The organism is Brochothrix thermosphacta DSM 20171 = FSL F6-1036 (assembly GCF_036884295.1).
In the GTDB taxonomy this organism is placed as follows: domain Bacteria; phylum Bacillota; class Bacilli; order Lactobacillales; family Listeriaceae; genus Brochothrix; species Brochothrix thermosphacta.
This window is the reverse complement of sequence record NZ_CP145608.1, coordinates 586,475-608,085: the sequence shown is the minus strand read 5'-3', so window position 1 is coordinate 608,085 and position 21,611 is coordinate 586,475. Positions and strand designations below refer to the sequence as shown.

Here is a 21,611-nt window from a genome sequence, read left to right as displayed (position 1 = left end):
TCTATTTATAGGGCGTCTCTAATACACTTTTTTTAGATAACTGCGTTTTTATATAGGTGGCATATGCCGCATTAATCATTCCACCTATGATAACAATAATTCCTGATAAATAAAACCATAACATTAAAATAATAACTGCTCCAATACTGCCATATATTGCCGAATAGTTACTAAAATTATCGATGAAAATTGAAAATAGATATGAGAAAATCATCCAAGCTATCGATGTAAACGCTGCTCCGATAATAGTTTCCTTAAATTTAATTTTATGGTTAGGCAAGAAACGATATAATAGCACTAATGCTGTAAATATTACAAAAATAACGATACTCCAACGCATAATATTATAATTTTCAAAGATATTAAAATCTAAATTAAATAATTTAGTAATAAATAAGCCGATTTGACGACCAAAAACACCTATTATCGCAACTGATCCTACCATAATAAAAAGAAAAATCATAAAGAACATTGATAACACACGTTGAATAAAAAAATTACGACGTTTTGCAGTACTATAAACACTGTCCAGTGCCTTGCCAATTGCATTGACGCCATTCGATGCAGACCAAATTGTTCCTAAAATACCAATTGATAATAAACTTGCACTTTGATGATTAAGCAAACTATCAACCAAACCTTGAATAAGGGCAAACATATCATGAGGTACAATTTCTTTTAACATTTTATAAACACTGTCCTGATTAATATGTAAGTATGAAATTAATGCTGATAAAAATAACAGCATTGGAAATAATGATAAAAAGAAAAAATACGCAAGTTGACCGCCAACAGCACTAATATCAACTTTTTTTAAATTAGCAATAAAATATTGTATGAAAAGTTTTATTTTGTTCATGATTTCTCACCTTCTCTCTTGATTATTTTCCCATCCTTATGACGAATAAAACATGTCAATTCAAATATTTTTATGATACAATTCATTTTAAATTGGTTTATAAGGAAAGGATGTTCTTATGTCTCTCGAAACACCTTCACATGAAAACGTAACGATTATGCTTAAAGAAATCACAACTAAGTTACAAATGATTAATGCCGAGGTTATGGCTCATCGCACTATCAATCTTGATGATTATGAAGATCTTTACGATATGTATCACTTCGTTACTAAGCGAACCACTTTTAGCACAAACGAGTTGAATATGTTAGCTGAGGAAATTGGAAAAATCACCATAGCTCAAAAATAAAAACAAAGCCTTCTGCGTTTATCAGAAGGCTTCTATTTTATAAAATAACACCTAACTATCATTTCAAAGAACCGTTTATTCACTGGATTTTTAGCGTTTTTCGCCTTGATCTGTTAATATTACTGGGCCATCTTTAGTAATAGCTAGTGTATGTTCAAATTGGCAACTTAAACCACCATCAATTGTTGACGCTGTCCAGCCATTTTTACCCATCTTCGAACGCCAATCACCCGTGTTTACCATAGGTTCAATCGTAATAACCATGCCTTCTTTTAAGCGTAAGCCTTTACCTGGTAAACCGTAATGCGGCACTTCTGGCGCTTCGTGCATTGTTGGTCCAATGCCATGTCCGATAAACTCACGCACAACGCTAAAACCTTCAGGTTCAACGTAAGACTGAATTGCATGACCAATATCTCCCATACGATTTCCCACAACAGCTTGTTCAATCCCTTTGTATAACGCTGTATGTGTTACCTCATAAAGTCTTTTGGTTTCATCAGATACTTCACCTACTAAGTAACTCCAAGCTGAATCACTCATTGCTCCGTCCAAATTAATTACAGTATCAACTGTTATTAAATCACCATCTTTCAATGGTTTTTTCGTTGGGAAACCATGACAAATTTCATCATTTAAACTTTGACATGTCGCATATTCATAACCTTCGAAGCCGATTTGTTCAGGAATCCCGCCACCTGCACGGATTTCTTTTTCAACAAATTTATCTATCTCCCAAGTTGTTACGCCTGGTTTAATCATATCTCTTAATTTAATGTGGATACTTGCTAATAGTTCTCCTGAACGTCGCATTGCTTCAATTTCTCTTGGTGATTTTAATGTAATCATTTTATTCATCCTTTCAACCTCGCTTCATTTTTATGATAATTTTCGTTCGCCTTGATCTGTTAAAATTACAGGTCCTTCTTTAGTGATTGCAAGTGTATGTTCAAACTGACAACTTAACCCACCATCAATCGTAGTGGCTGTCCAACCATTTAAGCCCATTTTAGAACGCCAGTCCCCAGTATTAATCATTGGTTCAATTGTAATAACCATACCCTCTTTCAAACGCATGCCTTTACCTGCTAAACCATATGCTGGAACATCTGGTGCTTCATGCATTGTAGGCCCAACGCCATGACCCACGAATTCGCGCACAACACTCAAACCTTGTGGTGCAACATAAGACTGTATCGCATGGCCAATATCACCAATACGATTACCAATAACCGCTTGTTCAATTCCTTTATAGAGAGCTTCATACGCTACCTCATATAAATGTTTTGTTTCATCAGACACTTCACCAACTAAATAGCTCCATGCTGAATCGCTTATTGCACCGTTTAAATTAATGACTGTGTCAACAGTTAATATATCTCCATCTTTTAATGGTATTTTTGTTGGAAAACCATGACAGATTTCTTCATTTAAACTTTGACATGTTGCATATTCATAACCTTCAAAACCAATTTGCTCAGGAATACCACCGCCAGCGCGGATTTCTTTTTCAACAAATTTATCTATTTCCAATGTTGTTATTCCAGGCTTAATGATATCTTTTAATTTTAAATGTATACTCGCTAATAAATCTCCGGAACGACGCATCGCTTCGATTTCACGAGGTGATTTAAGTGTAATCATTTCATTCACCCTTTCATTGCTTTCCTACTATATTATATACACAAACACTACTTTTTTAAAGGTTAATGCAAAAATCATTACAATCTCTCACTTCTGAAAAAAACTAGCTAACTTATATATTCAATAATTATCGCTAAAACCCGAACGTTTTTACGAATTTATTAACTTTTCAGTCAAAAAAAATGCTAATTATCAGACTTATAGTGTAACATTAAGACGGTATATGATAGAATAACATCAGATTACTATTTATAGATAAGGATGCGTGATAGGCGATGACGACTGCTAAAATTGTTTATGCCAGTATGACTGGTAACACAGAAGAAATTGCAGACTTGTTTGGTGAAGTCTTAGAAAAACACGGAATTGAAGTCGATATTGAAGAGTGTGTCACTGTCTCTCCCGAAGATTTACTTGACTACGATATATGTCTTGTAGGCGCTTATACATACGATTTTGGTGAAGTACCAGATGAATTTGTCGATTTTTATGAAGAAATGTCAGAAGTTGATTTTACAGGTAAATTATGTGCTTCTTTTGGTTCAGGTGATACTTTTTATGATGATTATTGCCTACTTGTTGATTTTATTCAAACGCGTTTTAAAGAACAAGGTGGTACAATTGCTGGTGAAGGTATAAAAGTTGATTTAGATCCTGGCGAAGAAGATATTGCTGCAATTAATGCGTTAGTTGAAAAAATTGTTGAACAAGTAAATGCCTAGAAAAATATACTTAAATAATGATGAGGTGATGAAATGACTTCCACTGCGATGCTTATTGTCAATCCTTCTTCAGGAAAAGAAAAAGGAAAGAAATACCTAAAGCTTGCTGAAGATACACTATTAAAACGCTTTGATCGAGTTGACATTCGTTTAACTGAAAAAGCTGGTGATGCTACAACGTTCGCCAAAGAATCTGCCATGAAAGGTTACGATGCCTGTATTGCAATGGGTGGTGATGGGACTCTTAATGAAACCATCAACGGATTAGCAGAGCAAAAACATCGTCCTACATTTGGTCTTGTACCCTTAGGTACTGTTAATGATTTAGCTCGTGCTTTGAAAATTTCAAAAAAACCTAAACAAGCAATTAAAATGCTTGCAACCGCAAAAGAAACGCCTTTAGATATTGGTCGAATTAACAGTCACTATTTTATGAATGTGGTTGCCATCGGCAGTATACCCGAAGCTGTTGATCGCGTAAGTGTTAAACAAAAAACACAATTAGGGGCAATGGCCTACTTTATTGAAGGCGCTAAAGCATATGCTCGTAAAGAAAAATTCAATTTTGAGGTGAAAACAACTGATGAAGTTCACAATGTTGAATCTGAACTCATCATTGTCTCACTTACCAACTCCGTCGGTGGTTTTGAAAAACTTGCGCCTGAAGCTGAGGTAAACGATGGTTTATTCCATGTATTTATCGTCACTGATAGTAGTGTAATTGAACGAACTAAATTGTTACCACAACTATTTAGCGGTCAAGTTAGCCAAAACGGCGGATTAATTGCCTTTAAATCGAATAAAGTTTTTATTTCTTCAAAAGAAAGTATTCTAAAGTCAAATGTTGATGGGGATCCCGATGATTATCTACCATTGGAATTAGAAGTTTTACCTTCACACCTAAATGTATTTACACCAGGTGACGCATAATAAAATTTATTTAAAAAGGGGATTTTATAATGAAAAATTTTAACGAGAAATTACAAAAATATGCTGAATTAGCTGTAAAAGTTGGTGTTAACGTACAACCTGAACAAAAAGTATACTTGACGGTTAACATCGAGAACATCGATGTTGCACATGCGATTACTGCTGAAGCTTATAAAGCTGGCGCTAGTGAAGTCATCGTTAAGTATGTTGATTCAACTCTAGCTCGAATGAAATATGACAATGCGCCACTTTCTATCTTTGAACAAGAGCCGACTCATTATGCTAACGAACGTATTGAACTAGCAAATGAAAATGCTTGTTTTATCTCAATCGCTGGCCAAGACCCTGATTTATTAAATGGTGTTGATGCTAAGAAAATTGCTGCTGGTAATAAAGCAACTGGTAAAGTAATGCAACCTTTCTTACAATTAGCACAATCGGATAAAATTGCTTGGACAGTACTTGGTGCACCTACAAAAGGTTGGGCTGCCAAAGTCTTTCCTGATTTAGCTCCAGAAGAGCAAATTGATGCCCTTTGGGAAGCAATTTTCAAAACAATGCGTTTAGATAACGAGGATCATATCGGTGCATGGTATGCACACGAAAAAACGTTAACTGACAAAGCAGCTGTTTTAAATGACCTTCATTTTGAGTCACTTCACTACACTGCTCCTGGTACAGACTTAACTGTTGGATTGCCTAAAAAACATCTTTGGGTTGCTGCAGGCAGTGAAAATGCTGCGGGTACTCGTTTCACAGCAAACCTTCCAACTGAAGAAGTCTTTTCAGCTGCTGAAAAAACAGCCGTTAATGGTGTTGTAAGCAGTACGAAACCTTTAAGTTATGGCGGTACTGTCATTGACGGTTTCAAACTAACTTTTAAAGATGGCCGTATTACAGAAGTAACAGCTGAACGTGGTGAAGAAGTTTTAAAACACCTCATTGATTCAGATGAAGCTGCTAAATATATTGGTGAAGTCGCATTAGTTCCACATCCTTCACCAATCTCACAATCAGGTGTCCTATACTATACAACATTATTTGATGAAAACGCTGCGAACCACTTTGCAATCGGCAGTGCTTATGCCTTTAACATTGATGGTGGTAAAGATATGACCACTGCAGAACTTGAAGCTGAAGGTATTAACCAAGGCCCTGTGCATGTTGACTTCATGGTTGGATCTGGCGAAATGGATATTGATGGTGTGCAAGCTGATGGGACAGTTGTTCCTGTCTTCCGTAATGGTGACTGGGCAATTTAAGTTGCTACTTTAAACGCAAACAATTTATATGACTCACTAAATATTGTGTAAAAAACACAATTTGTAAGAAGAATGAAGAGTTCGACATTAGTCGGACTCTTCAATTCTACATAAAATAATTAATGACGACTTGATTTATTATATGATACAAGCCTGTTATTTTAGGAGGATGACCATGCGCTATAGCGAATGGGATGTCAACCTAAAAGTAAGACTTTACGGAGAAGCCTTTGTAGACATTTCTTTTTGGATGATATTCCCTTTTTTAACACTCTATTTTTCAGAAACACTTGGACGGACAACCGCTGGAATTTTGCTGATTACATCACAACTAATCACTGCTTTCACTGGATTGCTTGGCGGTTTTTTAGCCGATAAATTTGGTCGAAAACGCATGTTAATTGTTGCAATTAGTGGCGAAATCATGTGCTTTGTTTTATTTGCTTTTGCTCGTAGTTCTCTGATTAATTCACCTTTGCTCGTCTTAATTGCTTTTACTGGTGTAAGTATCGCAGGTTCTTTTTATCAACCTGCGGCACAGGCAATGATTGCTGATGTCGTACCTGAAAAACACCGTGCCTATGTCTTTTCGATTTTCTTCACGATGCTTAATATTGCCGTTGTTGTAGGTCCTCTACTAGGTGCTGTCTTATACATCAATTATCCTGTTCAGTCTGTAATTGTGATCATCATCTTAGAAAGCATCTTATTGCTTGCACTAGTTAAGTTAACACATGAAACAGCGCCTTCAGTCCTTGGTAAAGAACCAGCACCAAAACAAACGATTGGCGCTGTATTGAAGGAACAATTTGCCAGCTATAAAGTTGTGTTACGTGATAAACTTTTCTTGATGTTTATCATCGCTGGTATTTTAACAATGCAAACAATCATGCAAATAGATATGCTCTTCCCGATTTATATTAAGGAAGTGATACCGACTACAGTTAATTTCTTAACAATGACATTAAATGCTGAACAAGTCTTTGCTATCACTTTAGCAATTAACGGTTTCATCGTTGCCTTGACTGCTATTGCTGTGACAAAATGGATGTCTCGCTACAAAGAAGGTCTTGTGTTTGTACTGTCTTGTATTTTTTATGCCGTTGGATTAATCATTTTTGGCTCATCAATCTCGGTTTGGCAATTCATTATTGCTATGATCGTATTCAGTATAGCCGAAGTAATGGTCGTTGGTTTCCAACAAAGTTTTGTTGCACGCATTGCGCCGATTGATAATCGTGCTATGTACTTTAGTGCATCAGGTCTTAGAAATACAATTGGACGTGTTATTGCACCTTTGATGGTAACTATCTCAGTAGGTATTGGTTACTTCCCTACTTTTGTAGTGATGGCTATCCTCGCTTTAATTAGCGGTGTTATCTATCATTTCGTCTTCAAAATGGAACAACGAAAGCTAACAACAGAATAGTTCACAAAAAAAGACCTCCTTTAGAAAAATCTAAGGGAGGTCTTTTTTTGTATTAACGAATAAGTTCGATACTTGAGCTGGCACCCACGCGGTTCGCACCTGCAACAATCATGCGTTGCAAATCATCCTTGGTACGAATACCTCCTGATGCTTTCACACCCACTTTTTCACCAACTGTACGTCTCATTAATGAAACAGCTTCAACTGTTGCACCGTCCCCATTAAATCCTGTTGACGTTTTAACATAATCAGTTCCAGCAGCGACTGCTAACTGACAGGCACGTTCTATTTGCTCATCACTCAAAAGTGATGTTTCAAGAATTACCTTCAACAACCCATTATAACGATGTACCAATATAGCGATTGTTTCTATTTCTGCTTGTACTAATTCGTCATTTCCACTTTTTAAAGCTCCGATATTCATTACCATATCGATTTCATTTGCGCCATTTTCTAAGGCTTCTTCAGCTTCATATTTTTTAACTGCTGTTGTCGTTGCTCCTAATGGAAAACCGACAACCGTACAGACATCTATCTCTGTTTCTTTTAATTGTTGAGCAGCCAACTGTACCCACGAAGCATTGATACATACTGATGCAAAATCGTATTGTTTTGCCTCTTTAATCAATTGTTCAATTTCTTCCTGTGTTGCATCTGGTTTTAATAACGTGTGATCTATCATTTTAGCGACTGACATCGAAAATCCTCCTTATTCATACACTATCCTCTTTTAGCATAACACTACCCGACAATTCTCTCAATAAAAAATTGTATTATAACACAAACAGCGCTTGTTTATCACTCAACTCTTTTGTTATAATCATTATATTAGTCTCGGTAGCTCAGTTGGATAGAGCATTCGTTTCCTAAACGATGTGCCGTGGGTTCGAGTCCCGCTCGGGGCATAGTTTAAACCTTAGAAAACCTTTAAAGATAGGCATTCTAAGGTTTTTATATTTTACTATTATAAAAGTATGTTACGATTCTTTAACTCTTCGTTTTTTATTATTATATAAATATTGCTTTACATAAAAATTAAAATGAGCATCGACTAATTATGTCTACTAATAGACTAAATGATTATTCTATTTACTCAAAAAAACGATATAATTATACTGATTTTAGCACTAAATTCAGTAGTTAACTCATTATTTTTAAAAGAGCAATCTATCAATATCAGAAATATATCTACTTGCATACAAAATAGTTTAAGGAGTGATTTTTATGACTTTAATGGATCAATTACAAATGAAGCCCCTCTCAGTTTCCAAAGAAACAATCATTTACAACATGCCCGTTAATGCAGCAACAACGCAATCATTTGGTTACTTACACGGTGGTGCAACAGCTGCATTAGCTGAAACTGTTGCAAGCTTGGGTGCGTTACAACATATAAAAGAAAACGAAATTATTTTTGGCTTAGAGCTAAATATTAACCATTTAAAAGCTGTTAATATAGGTTCTGTTACAGCTACTGCTTTACCAATCCATATTGGCCGTACAAGCCATGTCTGGGATGTTCGAGTCGTTGATGAATCTAATAACTTAATCGCTGTGAGTCGCTGTACAATGGCTGTTAAAGCTAAACGACCTTAATCTATTATATCAGCAAGTATATTTGATGTTATTTGTTTGTTTGTATAGGCTTTTAAAAATTGAACAGCTGGATATGGATAAACTTCAACAGCTGCTGCCTCTAACGATACTGGAACTACCAGTGTCGTTTTATTTTGCTCAATAATATAATCGCCATCAATCGTCATTGCAACGAGTAAATCATCGCCTGAATCGAGATTAGGATTGTATAAATTGAGTACAACAGTATCCTCAGCTTTGAGTTTTTCATAAATTGCACACAGTTTTTCTTGAAACTCGTAGGCATTAAACAACAAATATTCTTTATAATCCGTGATTTGATCTGCAGCCAATTTTTCAAGCAATTCATCGACTGACAGTGAATCCAGGTAATTGGTCCAATTCATCGCGCATCTACCTTTCGTTTTTTATTGTTACATTAAACTTAATATCACCTTTCGTTGTTAAGCTTTGACCTTCCATTTTAACGTAAGCAGGCATTAACTCATCGTCTTTAAAAAGCGGTATAACTCTATAACGAACCTTATCACCTTTTAATATTGATCGGCGAATAGCGTTCTCATAATTTGTCATATCTGGTGAATTAACCGGATATTGATATATAGTCATCAAATTGCGACGATCTGTGCCACTTCCACCCAATTGTTTACCAATCAAATGACCACGGGAATGTAAGTACGGTTCTTTACCCGAAATAAAGCCTGTTGGTTTTATATTATACTCTGCTTTGGTTCCCGTATCATACATTGATTTTGTAATTAGTGCTTCGGCTGTTGTTACTCGACCTAACTTATCTAACTCTCCATAATGAATATAACCTGATTGTGACTCGTCTAAATCGGCATCACTGAAATCAGGTGCACCATTATCGGTTAAATGATCATCTGTTTCATTGATAGGCGGCGCAGTTTTTTTGTACTTGCTTGCACGTGATTCATTTGAAACACTAGATGAGTGAGTATCCTTTTTTGTATCATTCGTATAATAATTATATAGCTGTACTACCAAGGCTAATGCTATGACGATTAACAATGAAGAAAGCTTCATTTTACTTAATCGTTTATACTCTTTTTTCGTTATCTTTCTGTACTGTTTTTTCTTTGCCATCTGAATTTACTCACTCCTGCTTATTTGATATCTTTAGTATAACGTATTACTATCGCTTATCCCATCATTTTAAATGGCACAATTTCCAAGTGGACAAAGCTTTTTTCGTCACATAGTTGTCTTTTTCTTTTGTCGATTTCAAGACAATTACGAATTTTGTTGTCTTCAATACTCCTTTTTGGGTAAAATGTTTATATAACATGTACACGATCAAGGAGAACTTGGTTTAAATTGTAGCGAACAACAGTTTATTACCTATATTACCTACAATATAAACAGAGTAAATATAATCAACCTAGCTTGATTATTTATCTTTACTCTGAACAGTGTGAAGAGAATGATTGAGATAGTAGGCGCGATAAGTGAATGACGGGGCACGTACATACAGTACGTAATCCTGAGTGAACGAAGAGCAACAACCTAGCTTGATTATTTATCTTTACTCTGAAAAGAGACAACTTGATTAGTAACTATTGGAGGTATATCATGCCATACGACTTAACAACAAGAATTATTTCAGAAATAATTGGTACTGCTCTTTTAATTATCATCGGTAATGGTGCTGTCGCAAATGTGGAACTTAAAGGAACGAAAGGACATAATTCAGGATGGATTGTCATTGCTTTTGGTTATGGTTTTGCTGTCATGATGCCCGCACTTATTTTTGGTGGTATTAGTGGTAACCATATTAATCCAGCTTTTACAATTGGGCTTGCATTTAATGACATGTTCCCTTGGTCAGAGGTTCTTCCTTATATCGGTGCACAATTACTTGGTGCTTTAATCGGACAATTAATTGTAGTTGCTGCTTTTAAACCTTATTACGATAAAACAAAAGAAGCAGAACGAATTTTAGCAACATTTTCCACGAACAATAATGCAAATAGTAAATTAAATGGTTTTATTAATGAATTTATTGGAAGTTTTAGTCTTTTCTTTGGTGCTGTCGGAATTACCCGAGCTCCTTTCTTCGCAGACAATTCTAGAACAGCCCATTTAGCACTTGGTTTCCTTGTTTGTGCCTTGGTACTTTGTATCGGCGGTTCCACTGGACCAGCACTCAATCCCGCACGGGACTTGATGCCACGTATCTTACATAGCGTACTGCGTTTACAAAATAAAGGGAGTTCTCATTGGAATTATGCGTGGGTTCCAGTCGTGGCACCACTCCTTGCTGGCGTCGTAGCGATTAGTCTTTATCACTTTTTATATCTATAAATATTAAATTTTTTCACTTTTTATTGTATTATTTTAAAAATGTATTATGAATTATTGCCAAAGTGTGGTATTCTTAGTTTATAGTATTTTTGTAGGAGTAATTTGTAAGTGTTTCACTTCCATTTTTATGTCCAACAGGAATCAATATACGCCTAAAGGCATAAGGAGGTTTGTTTTAAAATGGCAAACGGTAAAGTAAAATGGTTTAACGCAGAAAAAGGTTTCGGTTTTATCGAACGCGAAGATGGCGATGATGTATTCGTACATTTCTCAGCGATCCAATCTGATGGTTTCAAATCATTAGACGAAGGTCAAGCAGTATCTTTCGACGTTGAAGATGGTCAACGCGGTCCTCAAGCAGCTAACGTTGTTAAAGACTAATTGTTGATTAAGAAACACCCACTTCTTTATGGAGTGGGTGTTTTTTTGTGTTCGTGCTAACATTGCTGCGAAGGTATGAGCTTACGATGAGAGTATGGGACGGAGCGAAAGCGAGTACCAATCCATCGAGAAAATACTTCCCAATGATACCCCTTATTGAGTTCCTCTCATTTCTTCTCAAAAAAAACAGCCCACATTTAAATGTGAGACTGTATCTTTTGATTAATTATTCTTATTTTGCAAGCGGGATTTCTGCTCATAACGCTCCATTGCTAATTCGATCATTCGATTGAGCAGCTCACCATATGGCAACCCTGATTCTGCCCACAAGAGCGGGAACATGCTGACTGGTGTAAAGCCTGGCATTGTGTTTAATTCATTTAAATAGATACTGTTATCTGCCGTTACAAAGAAATCCGCACGCGACACACCAGTACCGTCTAAAGCAATATAAGCTTGCTTAGCATACTCAACAATTTGATCATACACACCATCATCTAACGGCGAAGGAATAATGAGCTCTGTTGATGTATCCGCATATTTAGCTTTATATGTATAAAAAGCATGACTGTCGCCTTTAGGCATTATTTCGCCCGCTAACGAGACTTCAGGTCTTTCGTTCCCAAGTACCGCAACTTCGATTTCTCGAGCTGTAACGCCCTGTTCTACGACGATACGGCGGTCAAATAGGAACGCTTCTGTCATAGCAGCATCCAATTCTGATTCTTTCATTACTTTTGAAATACCGACACTTGATCCCATATTCGCTGGTTTAACAAATACTGGATAATTCAGCGTATTTATCGCTTCAATCATCTCTAATTTAGAGTCTTGCCAGTCAACATTTCTGACCGCAACAAAAGGTACTTGTGGGATATCAACTGCTTTGAAGATCTCTTTAGAAACGATTTTATCCATACCTGTTGATGATGCGATAACGTTAGCTCCCACATAAGGGATATTTAATGTTTCGAATAAACCTTGAATTGTTCCATCTTCTCCATTAGGACCATGTAAGACAGGAAAAGCAATGATGTTTTCTAATGCTGCAAACTCGGCAATATTAATTTTTTGTCCTACAGATTGTGTTTTTTCGCCATCGCCTAATAAAACGTCACCTGTTTCACTAATAGTAAATTTCAACTGTTCTGAATTTTGGATAGGCGCTTGCAATTCTGGCCCTTTAATCCAATTTCCTTCATAGCTGATGTACATCGGTTGTATATTAAATTGATTATAATCTAATGCTTTAATAACTGAAAAAGCTGAAACCACTGATACTTCATGTTCAGCAGACTTCCCTCCATAAAAAACCACCACTGTTTGCTTCATTCTCAATTCCTCCTAGAAGTTTGCTTGTGCCCCTATCTTTCACTATATTTTACCATGTTTTATAAAAAATTTCTAAATTAAATCAATTCTATTAAAGTAAAAAAAGCCGTAAGTACATAACGGCTTTTTTTCTAGTATTCAAATGTCCATTCATTATTTTTAATAGAATAAACAATCCATGCTTTTGGAACAATTTCATTTTCATTACCATCTAATGTAATATTTTCATCGTTTTCTTCATCACTATTTGCTATCGGTAAACGTATCTCTGTTTTCGTACGTTCAAGTTGGTCAAATGATAGAACACAACCTTCTTTCAATAACAACTTAAGCGAACGTAATAAGGTCACTGGTAACCCCACGATGCTTTTTTTACGTGGCTTCCCAAATAATGTTTTTTTATGTATGAGAACGGAAATTCGATCTGTTATCACATTAGCAATCATATCATAAAAACGTGTTATATCACGGTAATAAACCTTTGTACGTTCTCCTTCGTCCAGCGATAAATAGGCATACTCATTTTGTAATTTATAATAAAAAGGCGAACGGAGATGCGTCCCCCGATGAGCCAGATACAAAATTTCAGCAATTTCTTGGCCAGTGAGTTGATTTAACATATCAATTTCTTCAAAATCCAACCATGAAAAATTTTGCGTTTGTTTTTCTAGAACAATAGCACGCTGCTTCATTTTTTCTGTATCATCTATAAACCCAAAATTAGTATGCTGATTGTAATTAACGGTGTCATATTTTTTATCTAATAACAATAGGGCTGATGGTAATCGTTTTTTTCCAATACCATCAATAAATTCAGGAAAAGTAATCCCTCTTGAAATAACACTGTTCGTTACAGTATCTAAATATAAATAAACCTTTTTGTCTATGCTTACTTCGTTTTTCGCCACCCACGCTCACCTGACCCAACATGAATTATTTATCTCTAACAATCATTTTCTGTTAGATGGTACTACTGTTAATGTGCTCCGTCTTTGAACTATACTTCTCCAAACATCATGACGAGACTTAGTTTTTCCAACATCTACGCCCTGTTTTTGCAATTTATTAATTATGTCATTCAGGTTATCTTCAACTGTGTGGATATTTTTGCTCATCACGTTGCCCTCCTCGATTAGTTTTGACTAGCTACTATAGGATTACTTTACCACAAAATGAAAATAATAATCACATTTTAGAACATATTTTTGAAATTATTATTCATTTAATTTTTAAATGAGTGGATTGGTGCCGGAATTCTTCCGCCACGGTGAATAAATTCAGCTGAAGAGTATTGATTAATTGGCATAACTGGACAATATCCAAGTAGCCCACCAAACTCAACAACATCACCTACTTTTGTTCCTGGTGCAGGAATGAGACGTACCGCTGTTGTTTTATGGTTAATCACACCGATTGCCGCTTCATCTGCAATCATTGCTGCTATTGTTTCAGCTGGTGTATCACCAGGAATTGCAATCATATCAAGTCCAACAGAACAAATAGCTGTCATTGCCTCTAGTTTAGAGAGCGTCAACGAACCATTTACGACCGCATCAATCATCCCCGCATCTTCAGAAACAGGAATAAATGCACCGCTCAAACCACCCACATGACCACAGGCCATAACGCCACCTTTTTTCACAGCATCATTTAATAATGCCAGTGCCGCTGTTGTTCCGTGTGTTCCAACAACTTCTAAACCCATTTCCTCTAAAACATGAGCGACCGAATCACCGATTGCAGGCGTTGGTGCCAATGATAAGTCAACAATACCAAATGGTACCCCCAGTCTTTCAGAGGCTTCTACACCAACGAGTTGTCCCATTCGTGTGATTTTAAAGGCTGTTTTTTTCACAGTCTCAGCTACCACATCAAATGATTCACCTTTAACTTGCTCCAATGCTCGCTTAACAACACCAGGACCACTAACACCAACGTGAATAACACAATCTGCTTCACCTACACCATGAAAAGCACCAGCCATAAAAGGGTTATCTTCAACTGCATTTGCAAACACAACTAATTTTGCACAACACAGTCCTTGGTTATCCCCAGTCAATTCAGCCGTCTCTTTAATAATTTCACCCATTTGTTTGACGGCATCCATATTAATACCCGCTCTTGTTGTCCCTACATTAACCGATGAACAAACACGTTCTGTTTGTGCTAATGCTTGAGGAATCGAGGCAATCAAACGTTCATCACCAATATTGTATCCTTTTTCAACTAGAGCTGAAAAACCACCAATAAAGTTAACGCCAACTGCCTTGGCTGCTTGATCCAAAGTATGAGCATATGCAACATAATCTGTATCACCTGATGCCCCTGCAATTAAAGCAATCGGTGTCACAGATATACGTTTATTAATAATCGGGATACCATATTCGGCACTAATCTGTTCACCAACTTCTACCAATTTAGCAGCCTTCGTCACAATTTTATTATAGATTTTCTGACGCGCTACTTCACCATCACTATCAATACAATCTAGAAGGGAAATCCCCATTGTAATTGTACGAATATCAAGGTTTTCTTCCTGTATCATACGAATTGTTTCTAAGACTTGTGCTGTCTCCATTTGATGTGGTCCCCCTTATAATTGATGCATACGATCAAAAATCGCTTGATTTTGAATCGCAATTTGCACTTTTAATTGTTCGCTTAGTTTATCAGCTTTAACTTTGACAGTTTCCAAATCATTTTTAGCATTCGACATATCAACTGTCATCATCATTGTGAAGTTACCATCTAAAATTGTTTGTGAGACATTTAAGATATTGATTGACTCCTGTGCAAGCAAAGTACTAACACCTGCGATAATTCCTGTGCCATCTCTTCCTAATACCGTTACGATTGCTTTCATTTATGATTCGTCCCCTTTAAAGTTTATTTTCAGGCAATTATTAAGTTAACCACCATGAATACGTGTCGAGAATTTGAAACGACTACCGACATATTGTGAATCAACATATTCAAATAATGTGCCATCACTCAGTGCTGTTGTTTGTCGCAGTCGCATAACAGGTGTACCTAAAGGCACTTCCAATAATGGGGCTATTTTTTCTGATACAGCTACAGCCTCCATCGTTTGTTGTGCATCACCAATTGTTAGATGAAATTTATCACTTACTGTTTGAAATAAAGAATTCGTCAATTCATCACGTGTTAATTTACTCGCAATATTCATTGGTATTGCTGCTGTTTCAAACAAAATAGGTGTGCTGTCACCATATCTTATACGTTCAATCCGTAAGACATCATCATCCTCATCTAATTCTAAAGCCTTCGCTTCTTGACGTGTGACTGGTTTCATCGAAAAAGAAACAATATGAGAAGATGGTGTTTTCCCTTGCTTAAGCATAAGGTTTGTAAAACTTGTAACCGCATCCATATTTTCAGTTACCTTTTCTTCCGAAACATATGTTCCCGAACCAATTCGACGATATAGTACGCCATCATCAACTAATGCTTGAATCGCTTGACGAACAGTCATTCGCGAAACATTGAATAATTCAGCTAATTGTCGTTCTGCTGGGATAGCCTCATGTACTGACCATTTAGCGTTATCAATGTCTTTTTTTATTTCATTTTGAATTTGCTGATAGATTGGTAATTTTGATTTTTTATTAATCATCCATTATCTCCCTCTTCCGAAAAACACAGACTTTTTTTGACTATACCAATAGTATAACGATAATCCTTTTGCGTAGCAATCGATATTCACACATCTAAAAAATAAAAAAAAGAACTTGCTCAATAAATGCTAAAATCACCCTATAAAAGCGTTCAAAATATCATTTTTTTACAATTCTCGTTTATTTATTTACACATTTCGTGTCGTTTAATTTAAAACTACCCCAAATTAAAACATCTAGTATACCAGTGAAACATCGGACCTCATTTTTTAATACAGCATTTATTAGTGTCGAACAGTAATTTTACTAAATAAAATGCTAGCTCTATGATATAAATGATTAAATACAGAGTTAACATACTGTCCATAAAAAAAGCCCTCTCCGTTGATTGATTACCAATCATTTGAAAAGGACCTAAGGACTAAATTTTATAAAGCACTATATTCAATAAAAGCTCGAAACAAGCGTTTCATATCATCATTTTGGTGATACATTTGTTCAGGGTGCCATTGTACACCTGCCACAAATAAATCGCCTTCTTTTTCAAGCGCTTCGATAACACCATCAGAGGTTTTACCCGTGGCCTTAAAACCAGGTGCAAGTTCTTTAATCAACTGATGATGGAATGAATTAACACCAATGACTTCTTTATCAAAAATTTTAGCGAAGCAAGAATCTTTAGTGAGTTTTACATCATGTACTGGAAAGGCACCATCCGTTGCTTGAAGATGTTGTAATTTCGCGTGTGAAGCATACGAAACATCTTGGTAAAGTGAACCGCCATATGTCACATTGATTACTTGTGCGCCTCGACAGACACCTAAGACTGGTTTTCCTTGTGCAACGGCCTCTAACAATAATGCCTTTTCAAAAAAATCGCGTTCTGGATAACTTTCACCCGCCCGACTTAACGTTTCTTCACCATACTCATAGGGATTAACATCGTAACCACCACTCAATAACAAACCATCAATTCGTGCAATAAAAGCCGGAATGTAACTTGGATCAGTGACTGGAATGATAAAAGGAACCGCTCCTTCTTGTGCAATAGCTTCCACGTATTGTTCATTTACATATGAACGCTTAATAATAACTGGTGAATAAATTGGATCCAATAATACACTTCCTGATATACCAATAACTGTTGTCATAACCTATCTCCCTCGAATGTTCTATGTGCTTTGGTTTTATAACACTCACCATGGCATTTGAATTACTATTCTTCTATTGTATTAAATACGCTTGTTTTTTACCAACTTTTAAATTGCTACTTGTCGAACTTGTGTTTCTTTCACAAAATGGCGAAATAGCGGTATCATATCTGCCAACATTTCTGGATGCCATTGTACACCTAGTATGTGTAACTCCCCTTCAGATTCGATTGCTTCAATCAATCCATCTTCACTAATGGCTGAAATTTTAAAACCATCTGCGACTTGATGTACCACTTGATGATGAAAAGAATTAACTGCAATCGTATTCTGAGAGAATACTGCTTGTAAAACTGATTCCCTCGCTATATGAATATCATGACTACTTGTAGAAGGAGCACCACTTTGTATATGTTGAATAGCTGTTGGTTTCATCAAAGAAATATCTTGATACAACGTACCACCAAAACTAATATTTAACAACTGCATCCCGCGGCAGATTCCCAATATCGGTTTCTTTTGATGTAGCGCTTCTTTAATTAAAGCCATTTCATAAATATCACGCGCTTTAAGTGTATCTCCTAATAAAGTATGTGCATCTTGTTGATACATATCGGGAGACACATCATACCCACCAGATATAATTAAACCATCAATCCGTGAAATAATTGCTGTTACATCATCTTTATTTATAAGGACAGGAAGCACTAATGGAATTGCATCCACTGCTTGAATAGCTTCGATGTAGTCATGACCAACGTACGTTTGATTGTGATCACAAAATTGCTGATCCCCGTTTTTCATAATACTGCCAGTAATCCCTATCATTGCCTTCATCTTCATGCCCTCCTTTTTTAATTCATACCATTCTAGTCTGATTAATAAGATTATAACGATATCTTTATAAAACTGCAAGTTTTTTTACTGAATTAGAACAGTATTCAGATTTTTTAATACTACTTATAATTGACAGAACAATTTTTATCGTTTATTATAAAAACATACCGAATGAATGTTTTTTTAAAGGAAGGAGTATTCAATGTCTAAAAAATATAATTCTGACGAAACAATTGCTCATATAATACAAGTCGCAACTGCCTTATTTATTGAAAAAGGTTATGAAAAAACAACGATTCAAGATATCGTCGCTAACTTAGATGGTCTTTCTCGTGGTGCTATTTATCACCATTTTGATTCTAAGGACGCCATTATCGCAGCTGTTAATCAAAGATTATTCCCAGAAACGCAAATGTTTGAAGTCATCAAATCCCATGACGATATGACTGGTCTAGAAAAATTAAAACATTTTTTCGTATCGCTTACCTTTAATGAAGAACTTGCAAAATTTTATGCTCAATCGCAATCACTCATTAATAATCCCCAATTTTTAGTAAAACAATTACTGAATAATAGTGAAGTTGTGGCACCTCAAATACGTTTTTTTATAGATGAAGGAAACGCCGATGGTTCTTTAAAAGTAGAAAATCCAAAAGCTGTATCCGAAATAACCATGCTTGTTTTAAGCACTTGGTTTTTAACAGCGATTTATCCTGCTACAATAGCAGAATTCAATTCCAAAATATTAGTCGCTAAACAAATTTTAGATAACCTAGGTGTACCAATCATCGATGACAGCATACTCACTAAAATTGCAGACATTCTCAATGGCAACAACAAATAATTGCACGTGACGAAAGGAATCCACTTATGAAAAATTTCTTTAAAAAGGCTTTACGTATTTCAATTAAAATTCTGATTGGCTTAATTGCCTTAGTTGTATTATTTTTTGCAACCGTCTTCACTGTTAACTACTTCGCTTTAAAGAGTGAAGCTAAGAAAATTGAAGATTATGGTCAAAAGGTCACTATTGATGGTGGTCATAAAATGAACGTTGTGACACTTGGTAAAGGGAAAGACAAGCCAACAATTGTTTTATTACCAGGATATGGCACACCTTCTCCAGGTAATGATTACGATGAGTTAGGTCGTTTATTGGATAAAAATTATCAAATCGTTATCGTTGAACCATTCGGTTACGGTATGAGTGATGTCACAGAAACACCACGTACAACAGCTAATATGAACAAAGAACTTCACCAAGTATTACAAAAATTGGATATTAAAGATTATACGTTAATGGGACATTCGATCGCTGGTATTTACGCAATAGAATATATTTCTCGTTATGGTGATGAAGTGAATGCTTTTATCGGTATCGATAGCAGCTACCCAACACAACCGATGGAAGATATTCCTGTTGAAAGCTTACAAACTCTTAACAAAATGGGCTTCAACCGTTTAATTGCATCAATTATGCCAGATGCCTTAATGTTACCTCCACGTGCAAGTCAAGAAGTTAAGGATCAAGTAAAATACATAGGTTACCGCAACATGATGAATGAGGACGTTGGTGACGAAGCGAAGCGTTTCACACAAAACTTTAAGTCAGCATCTAAAGTCTCGCTTCCAAAAGATTTACCTGTTTTCTTCATCATCTCATCTGAAAGTGATGAAGCCGATCCAACCACATGGACAGCGGGTCACGAAGGATTAATTAAAGGAAATCCAAATGGTAAAATTGAAATATTAAAAGGGCCTCACTACTTACATCACACTCAAGTTAAAACAATTGCTAATGATGTCACTGAGTTCCTAGATTCACACAACATCAAGTAGAACGAGAGCGGCTAACATAAAATTTAGCGGCCTAAGACTGAAGATAAACACTGTTCCAGGTCGTCACTCAGTTTCTATTCAGCCTTATCATATCCTAGTCAAAATCGCTTACATCATATTCAAAAAAAGATATTTTTAGAGGTTTTGTCTATAATAAAAAATAAAAAGCCGCTAATTTTTAAGTTAGCGGCTTTTTATTGGGCTCTATGTATTTACCTATATCATCTAAAAAAAGGAGAGCATATCATATGCTCTCCCTTTTCTATTTATTATTTTAGTCTTTTGTTTCTTCTTTAGTTGTTTCTTCTTTTGGCGCATCAGGATATTTTTCTTCTAATTGCTCCATTAATTCATCTAAAGTCGTTGCATCTTTAGTTTCTGCTTCTTTAACTTCTTCTAGCTCTTCTTTTTCAACGTTTTGAACAGCTTCTTCGATTGACCCCCATGAAAGGTTGTGTAAAACTTCACCCATTTTAGCTTCTGCACGTTCTTGCGTTGTATCACTTACAAACTCTAGACGCTCTACTTCAATGTCTTTCCATTTCACTTGGATTTCATAGTAACGTTGTTCTAAGACACTAAGATCTTCTGTCATTTTAGCTTGAAGTTTTTCTAATTTTTCTACTTGAATTTCGTAAAATGCAACTTCTTTATTCGCTAAATCAGCTAGGCGTGTTTCGCCTTCTTTAGCAGCTTGAGCTGCTTGTGCTGTGCGTTTAATCAATTGCGATTGTGCGTTGTTATAAAGTTCCGTTACTTCAAGTGCTAAGTCGCGTTTTTTTGCCATAATCGAATCAACATCACTTAAATCGCGTTTCACTTTACGAATATAACGATCATATGATTCTAATTGCGGCATATCATCATATTGCCATTTACGCCATGTTTGTTTACCTTGGCGTACCACATCATTAACACTTGCTTCTACTTGTTTTTTTAATCCGCGTGCTTTATCTTCTACTGATTTACGTACATCTCTCATATCTAATTCCTCCTAAGGTTTGTATTCAAATACACTCTGATTTCGATTTTTAGCATTTGCTCGCTTGTGTTTGTTAATATAGTAAAAGCCAACACTCACGATTGTTACAAACAGTGCAAATTTCCACTGGCTAATAACTAATCCGATACCGAGAATAACGACAATCGGATGCAACCACTTTACCCATCCTTTAGCGATTTTAAACTGTTGAAGCCCGTAATAAATGAATCCTAGGCCGATACAGATCACCAACACTGACCAAAACGAGAGGAACAACAAAATTCCTAACGCTACAACGAGAAGCATAAATAGAATTGGCATAGTTCTTATCTCCTTAC

General features: G+C 35.9%; 26 protein-coding genes and 1 tRNA gene. 11 read left to right on the top strand and 16 right to left on the bottom strand.

What is annotated here, in order from left to right; translation table 11 throughout:
• Window position 1: 1 nt before the first annotated feature.
• Window positions 2-859, bottom strand: a complete 858-nt coding sequence (locus V6S17_RS03170) for a YihY/virulence factor BrkB family protein (protein WP_051535937.1) — start codon at window positions 857-859, stop codon at window positions 2-4.
• Window positions 860-977: 118 nt separating this feature from the next.
• On the opposite strand from V6S17_RS03170, the gene V6S17_RS03165 reads away from it, so the two are divergent.
• A complete protein-coding gene (locus V6S17_RS03165; RefSeq protein WP_029090652.1) occupies window positions 978-1,208 on the top strand; it encodes a DUF1128 domain-containing protein in 231 nt (76 codons plus the stop codon).
• 90 nt (window positions 1,209-1,298) lie between these two features.
• Here V6S17_RS03165 and map (V6S17_RS03160) read toward each other — a convergent pair whose 3' ends face one another.
• A complete protein-coding gene (gene map / locus V6S17_RS03160; RefSeq protein WP_029090653.1) occupies window positions 1,299-2,057 on the bottom strand; it encodes a type I methionyl aminopeptidase in 759 nt (252 codons plus the stop codon).
• A 30-nt stretch (window positions 2,058-2,087) separates the two neighbouring features.
• A complete protein-coding gene (map, locus tag V6S17_RS03155) occupies window positions 2,088-2,852 on the bottom strand; it encodes a type I methionyl aminopeptidase (RefSeq protein WP_029090654.1) in 765 nt (254 codons plus the stop codon).
• Window positions 2,853-3,127: 275 nt separating this feature from the next.
• Between map (V6S17_RS03155) and V6S17_RS03150 the strand changes: the two genes are divergently transcribed.
• From V6S17_RS03150 to V6S17_RS03135, 4 genes are all read left to right on the top strand, one after another.
• Window positions 3,128-3,574, top strand: coding sequence for a flavodoxin (locus V6S17_RS03150; RefSeq protein ID WP_029090655.1), 447 nt, complete (start codon window positions 3,128-3,130; stop codon window positions 3,572-3,574).
• A gap of 33 nt (window positions 3,575-3,607) precedes the next feature.
• Window positions 3,608-4,504, top strand: coding sequence for a diacylglycerol/lipid kinase family protein (locus tag V6S17_RS03145; RefSeq protein ID WP_029090656.1), 897 nt, complete (start codon window positions 3,608-3,610; stop codon window positions 4,502-4,504).
• A gap of 29 nt (window positions 4,505-4,533) precedes the next feature.
• Entirely contained in the window at window positions 4,534-5,766 is a 1,233-nt protein-coding gene (locus tag V6S17_RS03140; RefSeq protein WP_029090657.1) for an aminopeptidase, read from the top strand.
• A 175-nt stretch (window positions 5,767-5,941) separates the two neighbouring features.
• On the top strand, window positions 5,942-7,195 hold the full coding sequence (locus V6S17_RS03135) for an MDR family MFS transporter (RefSeq protein WP_029090658.1): 1,254 nt from the start codon (window positions 5,942-5,944) through the stop codon (window positions 7,193-7,195).
• A 52-nt stretch (window positions 7,196-7,247) separates the two neighbouring features.
• Here V6S17_RS03135 and deoC read toward each other — a convergent pair whose 3' ends face one another.
• On the bottom strand, window positions 7,248-7,892 hold the full coding sequence (gene deoC, locus V6S17_RS03130) for a deoxyribose-phosphate aldolase (RefSeq protein WP_029090659.1): 645 nt from the start codon (window positions 7,890-7,892) through the stop codon (window positions 7,248-7,250).
• 134 nt (window positions 7,893-8,026) lie between these two features.
• Here deoC and V6S17_RS03125 point away from each other — a divergent pair.
• Together V6S17_RS03125 and V6S17_RS03120 are read left to right on the top strand one after the other, a co-directional pair.
• Window positions 8,027-8,100 (top strand) — tRNA-Arg (locus tag V6S17_RS03125).
• A gap of 319 nt (window positions 8,101-8,419) precedes the next feature.
• Window positions 8,420-8,791, top strand: a complete 372-nt coding sequence (locus tag V6S17_RS03120; protein WP_029090660.1) for a PaaI family thioesterase — start codon at window positions 8,420-8,422, stop codon at window positions 8,789-8,791.
• Here the strand turns inward: V6S17_RS03120 and V6S17_RS03115 are convergent.
• Both V6S17_RS03115 and V6S17_RS03110 read right to left on the bottom strand, forming a co-directional pair.
• A complete protein-coding gene (locus V6S17_RS03115; protein WP_051457232.1) occupies window positions 8,788-9,177 on the bottom strand; it encodes a hypothetical protein in 390 nt (129 codons plus the stop codon). The two genes, V6S17_RS03120 and V6S17_RS03115, sit on opposite strands and share 4 nt — an antisense overlap.
• A 7-nt stretch (window positions 9,178-9,184) precedes the next feature.
• Window positions 9,185-9,898, bottom strand: a complete 714-nt coding sequence (locus V6S17_RS03110; RefSeq protein WP_029090661.1) for a DNA/RNA non-specific endonuclease — start codon at window positions 9,896-9,898, stop codon at window positions 9,185-9,187.
• Between the two features lie 486 nt (window positions 9,899-10,384).
• Between V6S17_RS03110 and V6S17_RS03105 the strand changes: the two genes are divergently transcribed.
• Together V6S17_RS03105 and V6S17_RS03100 are read left to right on the top strand one after the other, a co-directional pair.
• Window positions 10,385-11,116 carry an MIP/aquaporin family protein gene (locus V6S17_RS03105; protein ID WP_029090662.1) on the top strand — a complete coding sequence of 244 codons (732 nt, stop codon included), beginning with the start codon at window positions 10,385-10,387 and terminating at the stop codon, window positions 11,114-11,116.
• Window positions 11,117-11,296: 180 nt separating this feature from the next.
• Window positions 11,297-11,497 (top strand): cold-shock protein, encoded by a 201-nt coding sequence (locus V6S17_RS03100; RefSeq protein WP_029090663.1) that lies wholly within the window; start codon window positions 11,297-11,299, stop codon window positions 11,495-11,497.
• Between the two features lie 222 nt (window positions 11,498-11,719).
• Here the strand turns inward: V6S17_RS03100 and V6S17_RS03095 are convergent, their stop codons facing one another.
• The 8 genes from V6S17_RS03095 to V6S17_RS03060 all read right to left on the bottom strand — a co-directional run bounded on the left by V6S17_RS03095 (window position 11,720) and on the right by V6S17_RS03060 (window position 18,452).
• Window positions 11,720-12,829: a D-alanine--D-alanine ligase gene (locus V6S17_RS03095; RefSeq protein ID WP_029090664.1), complete on the bottom strand. Its 1,110-nt coding sequence runs from the start codon at window positions 12,827-12,829 to the stop codon at window positions 11,720-11,722.
• A 131-nt stretch (window positions 12,830-12,960) separates the two neighbouring features.
• Window positions 12,961-13,737 (bottom strand): hypothetical protein, encoded by a 777-nt coding sequence (locus tag V6S17_RS03090; protein ID WP_029090665.1) that lies wholly within the window; start codon window positions 13,735-13,737, stop codon window positions 12,961-12,963.
• A 42-nt stretch (window positions 13,738-13,779) separates the two neighbouring features.
• The gene (locus V6S17_RS03085) at window positions 13,780-13,944 is read right to left on the bottom strand and encodes an Lmo0850 family protein (protein ID WP_154657725.1); all 165 of its coding nucleotides are present in this window, start codon (window positions 13,942-13,944) and stop codon (window positions 13,780-13,782) included.
• A 107-nt stretch (window positions 13,945-14,051) separates the two neighbouring features.
• Window positions 14,052-15,407 (bottom strand): PFL family protein, encoded by a 1,356-nt coding sequence (locus tag V6S17_RS03080; RefSeq protein ID WP_029090666.1) that lies wholly within the window; start codon window positions 15,405-15,407, stop codon window positions 14,052-14,054.
• Window positions 15,408-15,422: 15 nt separating this feature from the next.
• On the bottom strand, window positions 15,423-15,692 hold the full coding sequence (locus V6S17_RS03075; protein ID WP_029090667.1) for an ACT domain-containing protein: 270 nt from the start codon (window positions 15,690-15,692) through the stop codon (window positions 15,423-15,425).
• A gap of 45 nt (window positions 15,693-15,737) precedes the next feature.
• Window positions 15,738-16,463, bottom strand: a complete 726-nt coding sequence (locus V6S17_RS03070; RefSeq protein ID WP_029090668.1) for a GntR family transcriptional regulator — start codon at window positions 16,461-16,463, stop codon at window positions 15,738-15,740.
• A 429-nt stretch (window positions 16,464-16,892) separates the two neighbouring features.
• On the bottom strand, window positions 16,893-17,615 hold the full coding sequence (locus tag V6S17_RS03065) for a gamma-glutamyl-gamma-aminobutyrate hydrolase family protein (RefSeq protein WP_029090669.1): 723 nt from the start codon (window positions 17,613-17,615) through the stop codon (window positions 16,893-16,895).
• A 108-nt stretch (window positions 17,616-17,723) separates the two neighbouring features.
• Complete coding sequence (locus V6S17_RS03060; protein ID WP_051457235.1) at window positions 17,724-18,452, bottom strand: gamma-glutamyl-gamma-aminobutyrate hydrolase family protein; 729 nt, start codon at window positions 18,450-18,452, stop codon at window positions 17,724-17,726.
• Between the two features lie 202 nt (window positions 18,453-18,654).
• On the opposite strand from V6S17_RS03060, the gene V6S17_RS03055 reads away from it, so the two are divergent.
• Both V6S17_RS03055 and V6S17_RS03050 read left to right on the top strand, forming a co-directional pair.
• Complete coding sequence (locus V6S17_RS03055) at window positions 18,655-19,296, top strand: TetR/AcrR family transcriptional regulator (RefSeq protein ID WP_029090671.1); 642 nt, start codon at window positions 18,655-18,657, stop codon at window positions 19,294-19,296.
• A 26-nt stretch (window positions 19,297-19,322) separates the two neighbouring features.
• A complete protein-coding gene (locus V6S17_RS03050) occupies window positions 19,323-20,291 on the top strand; it encodes an alpha/beta fold hydrolase (RefSeq protein WP_029090672.1) in 969 nt (322 codons plus the stop codon).
• 274 nt (window positions 20,292-20,565) lie between these two features.
• On the opposite strand, the gene V6S17_RS03045 is transcribed toward V6S17_RS03050, so the two are convergent.
• A complete protein-coding gene (locus V6S17_RS03045) occupies window positions 20,566-21,273 on the bottom strand; it encodes a hypothetical protein (protein ID WP_029090673.1) in 708 nt (235 codons plus the stop codon).
• 12 nt (window positions 21,274-21,285) lie between these two features.
• A complete protein-coding gene (locus tag V6S17_RS03040) occupies window positions 21,286-21,594 on the bottom strand; it encodes a hypothetical protein (RefSeq protein ID WP_029090674.1) in 309 nt (102 codons plus the stop codon).
• Between the last annotated feature and the right edge of the window lie 17 nt (window positions 21,595-21,611).

Bases quoted from the DNA above. Each gene is read 5' to 3' on its own strand.
- V6S17_RS03120 (WP_029090660.1), top strand. From the start codon at position 8,420: ATGACTTTAATGGATCAATTACAAATGAAGCCCCTCTCAGTTTCCAAA.
- V6S17_RS03060 (WP_051457235.1), bottom strand. From the start codon at position 18,452: ATGAAGGCAATGATAGGGATTACTGGCAGTATTATGAAAAACGGGGAT.
- V6S17_RS03040 (WP_029090674.1), bottom strand. From the start codon at position 21,594: ATGCCAATTCTATTTATGCTTCTCGTTGTAGCGTTAGGAATTTTGTTG.
- V6S17_RS03105 (WP_029090662.1), top strand. From the start codon at position 10,385: ATGCCATACGACTTAACAACAAGAATTATTTCAGAAATAATTGGTACT.
- V6S17_RS03150 (WP_029090655.1), top strand. From the start codon at position 3,128: ATGACGACTGCTAAAATTGTTTATGCCAGTATGACTGGTAACACAGAA.
- V6S17_RS03095 (WP_029090664.1), bottom strand. From the start codon at position 12,829: ATGAAGCAAACAGTGGTGGTTTTTTATGGAGGGAAGTCTGCTGAACAT.
- V6S17_RS03065 (WP_029090669.1), bottom strand. From the start codon at position 17,615: ATGACAACAGTTATTGGTATATCAGGAAGTGTATTATTGGATCCAATT.
- V6S17_RS03110 (WP_029090661.1), bottom strand. From the start codon at position 9,898: ATGGCAAAGAAAAAACAGTACAGAAAGATAACGAAAAAAGAGTATAAA.
- V6S17_RS03170 (WP_051535937.1), bottom strand. From the start codon at position 859: ATGAACAAAATAAAACTTTTCATACAATATTTTATTGCTAATTTAAAA.
- V6S17_RS03115 (WP_051457232.1), bottom strand. From the start codon at position 9,177: ATGAATTGGACCAATTACCTGGATTCACTGTCAGTCGATGAATTGCTT.
- V6S17_RS03140 (WP_029090657.1), top strand. From the start codon at position 4,534: ATGAAAAATTTTAACGAGAAATTACAAAAATATGCTGAATTAGCTGTA.
- map (WP_029090653.1), bottom strand. From the start codon at position 2,057: ATGATTACATTAAAATCACCAAGAGAAATTGAAGCAATGCGACGTTCA.
- V6S17_RS03045 (WP_029090673.1), bottom strand. From the start codon at position 21,273: ATGAGAGATGTACGTAAATCAGTAGAAGATAAAGCACGCGGATTAAAA.
- V6S17_RS03100 (WP_029090663.1), top strand. From the start codon at position 11,297: ATGGCAAACGGTAAAGTAAAATGGTTTAACGCAGAAAAAGGTTTCGGT.
- V6S17_RS03070 (WP_029090668.1), bottom strand. From the start codon at position 16,463: ATGATTAATAAAAAATCAAAATTACCAATCTATCAGCAAATTCAAAAT.
- V6S17_RS03145 (WP_029090656.1), top strand. From the start codon at position 3,608: ATGACTTCCACTGCGATGCTTATTGTCAATCCTTCTTCAGGAAAAGAA.
- deoC (WP_029090659.1), bottom strand. From the start codon at position 7,892: ATGTCAGTCGCTAAAATGATAGATCACACGTTATTAAAACCAGATGCA.
- V6S17_RS03135 (WP_029090658.1), top strand. From the start codon at position 5,942: ATGCGCTATAGCGAATGGGATGTCAACCTAAAAGTAAGACTTTACGGA.
- V6S17_RS03085 (WP_154657725.1), bottom strand. From the start codon at position 13,944: ATGAGCAAAAATATCCACACAGTTGAAGATAACCTGAATGACATAATT.
- V6S17_RS03055 (WP_029090671.1), top strand. From the start codon at position 18,655: ATGTCTAAAAAATATAATTCTGACGAAACAATTGCTCATATAATACAA.
- V6S17_RS03075 (WP_029090667.1), bottom strand. From the start codon at position 15,692: ATGAAAGCAATCGTAACGGTATTAGGAAGAGATGGCACAGGAATTATC.
- V6S17_RS03050 (WP_029090672.1), top strand. From the start codon at position 19,323: ATGAAAAATTTCTTTAAAAAGGCTTTACGTATTTCAATTAAAATTCTG.
- map (WP_029090654.1), bottom strand. From the start codon at position 2,852: ATGATTACACTTAAATCACCTCGTGAAATCGAAGCGATGCGTCGTTCC.
- V6S17_RS03165 (WP_029090652.1), top strand. From the start codon at position 978: ATGTCTCTCGAAACACCTTCACATGAAAACGTAACGATTATGCTTAAA.
- V6S17_RS03080 (WP_029090666.1), bottom strand. From the start codon at position 15,407: ATGGAGACAGCACAAGTCTTAGAAACAATTCGTATGATACAGGAAGAA.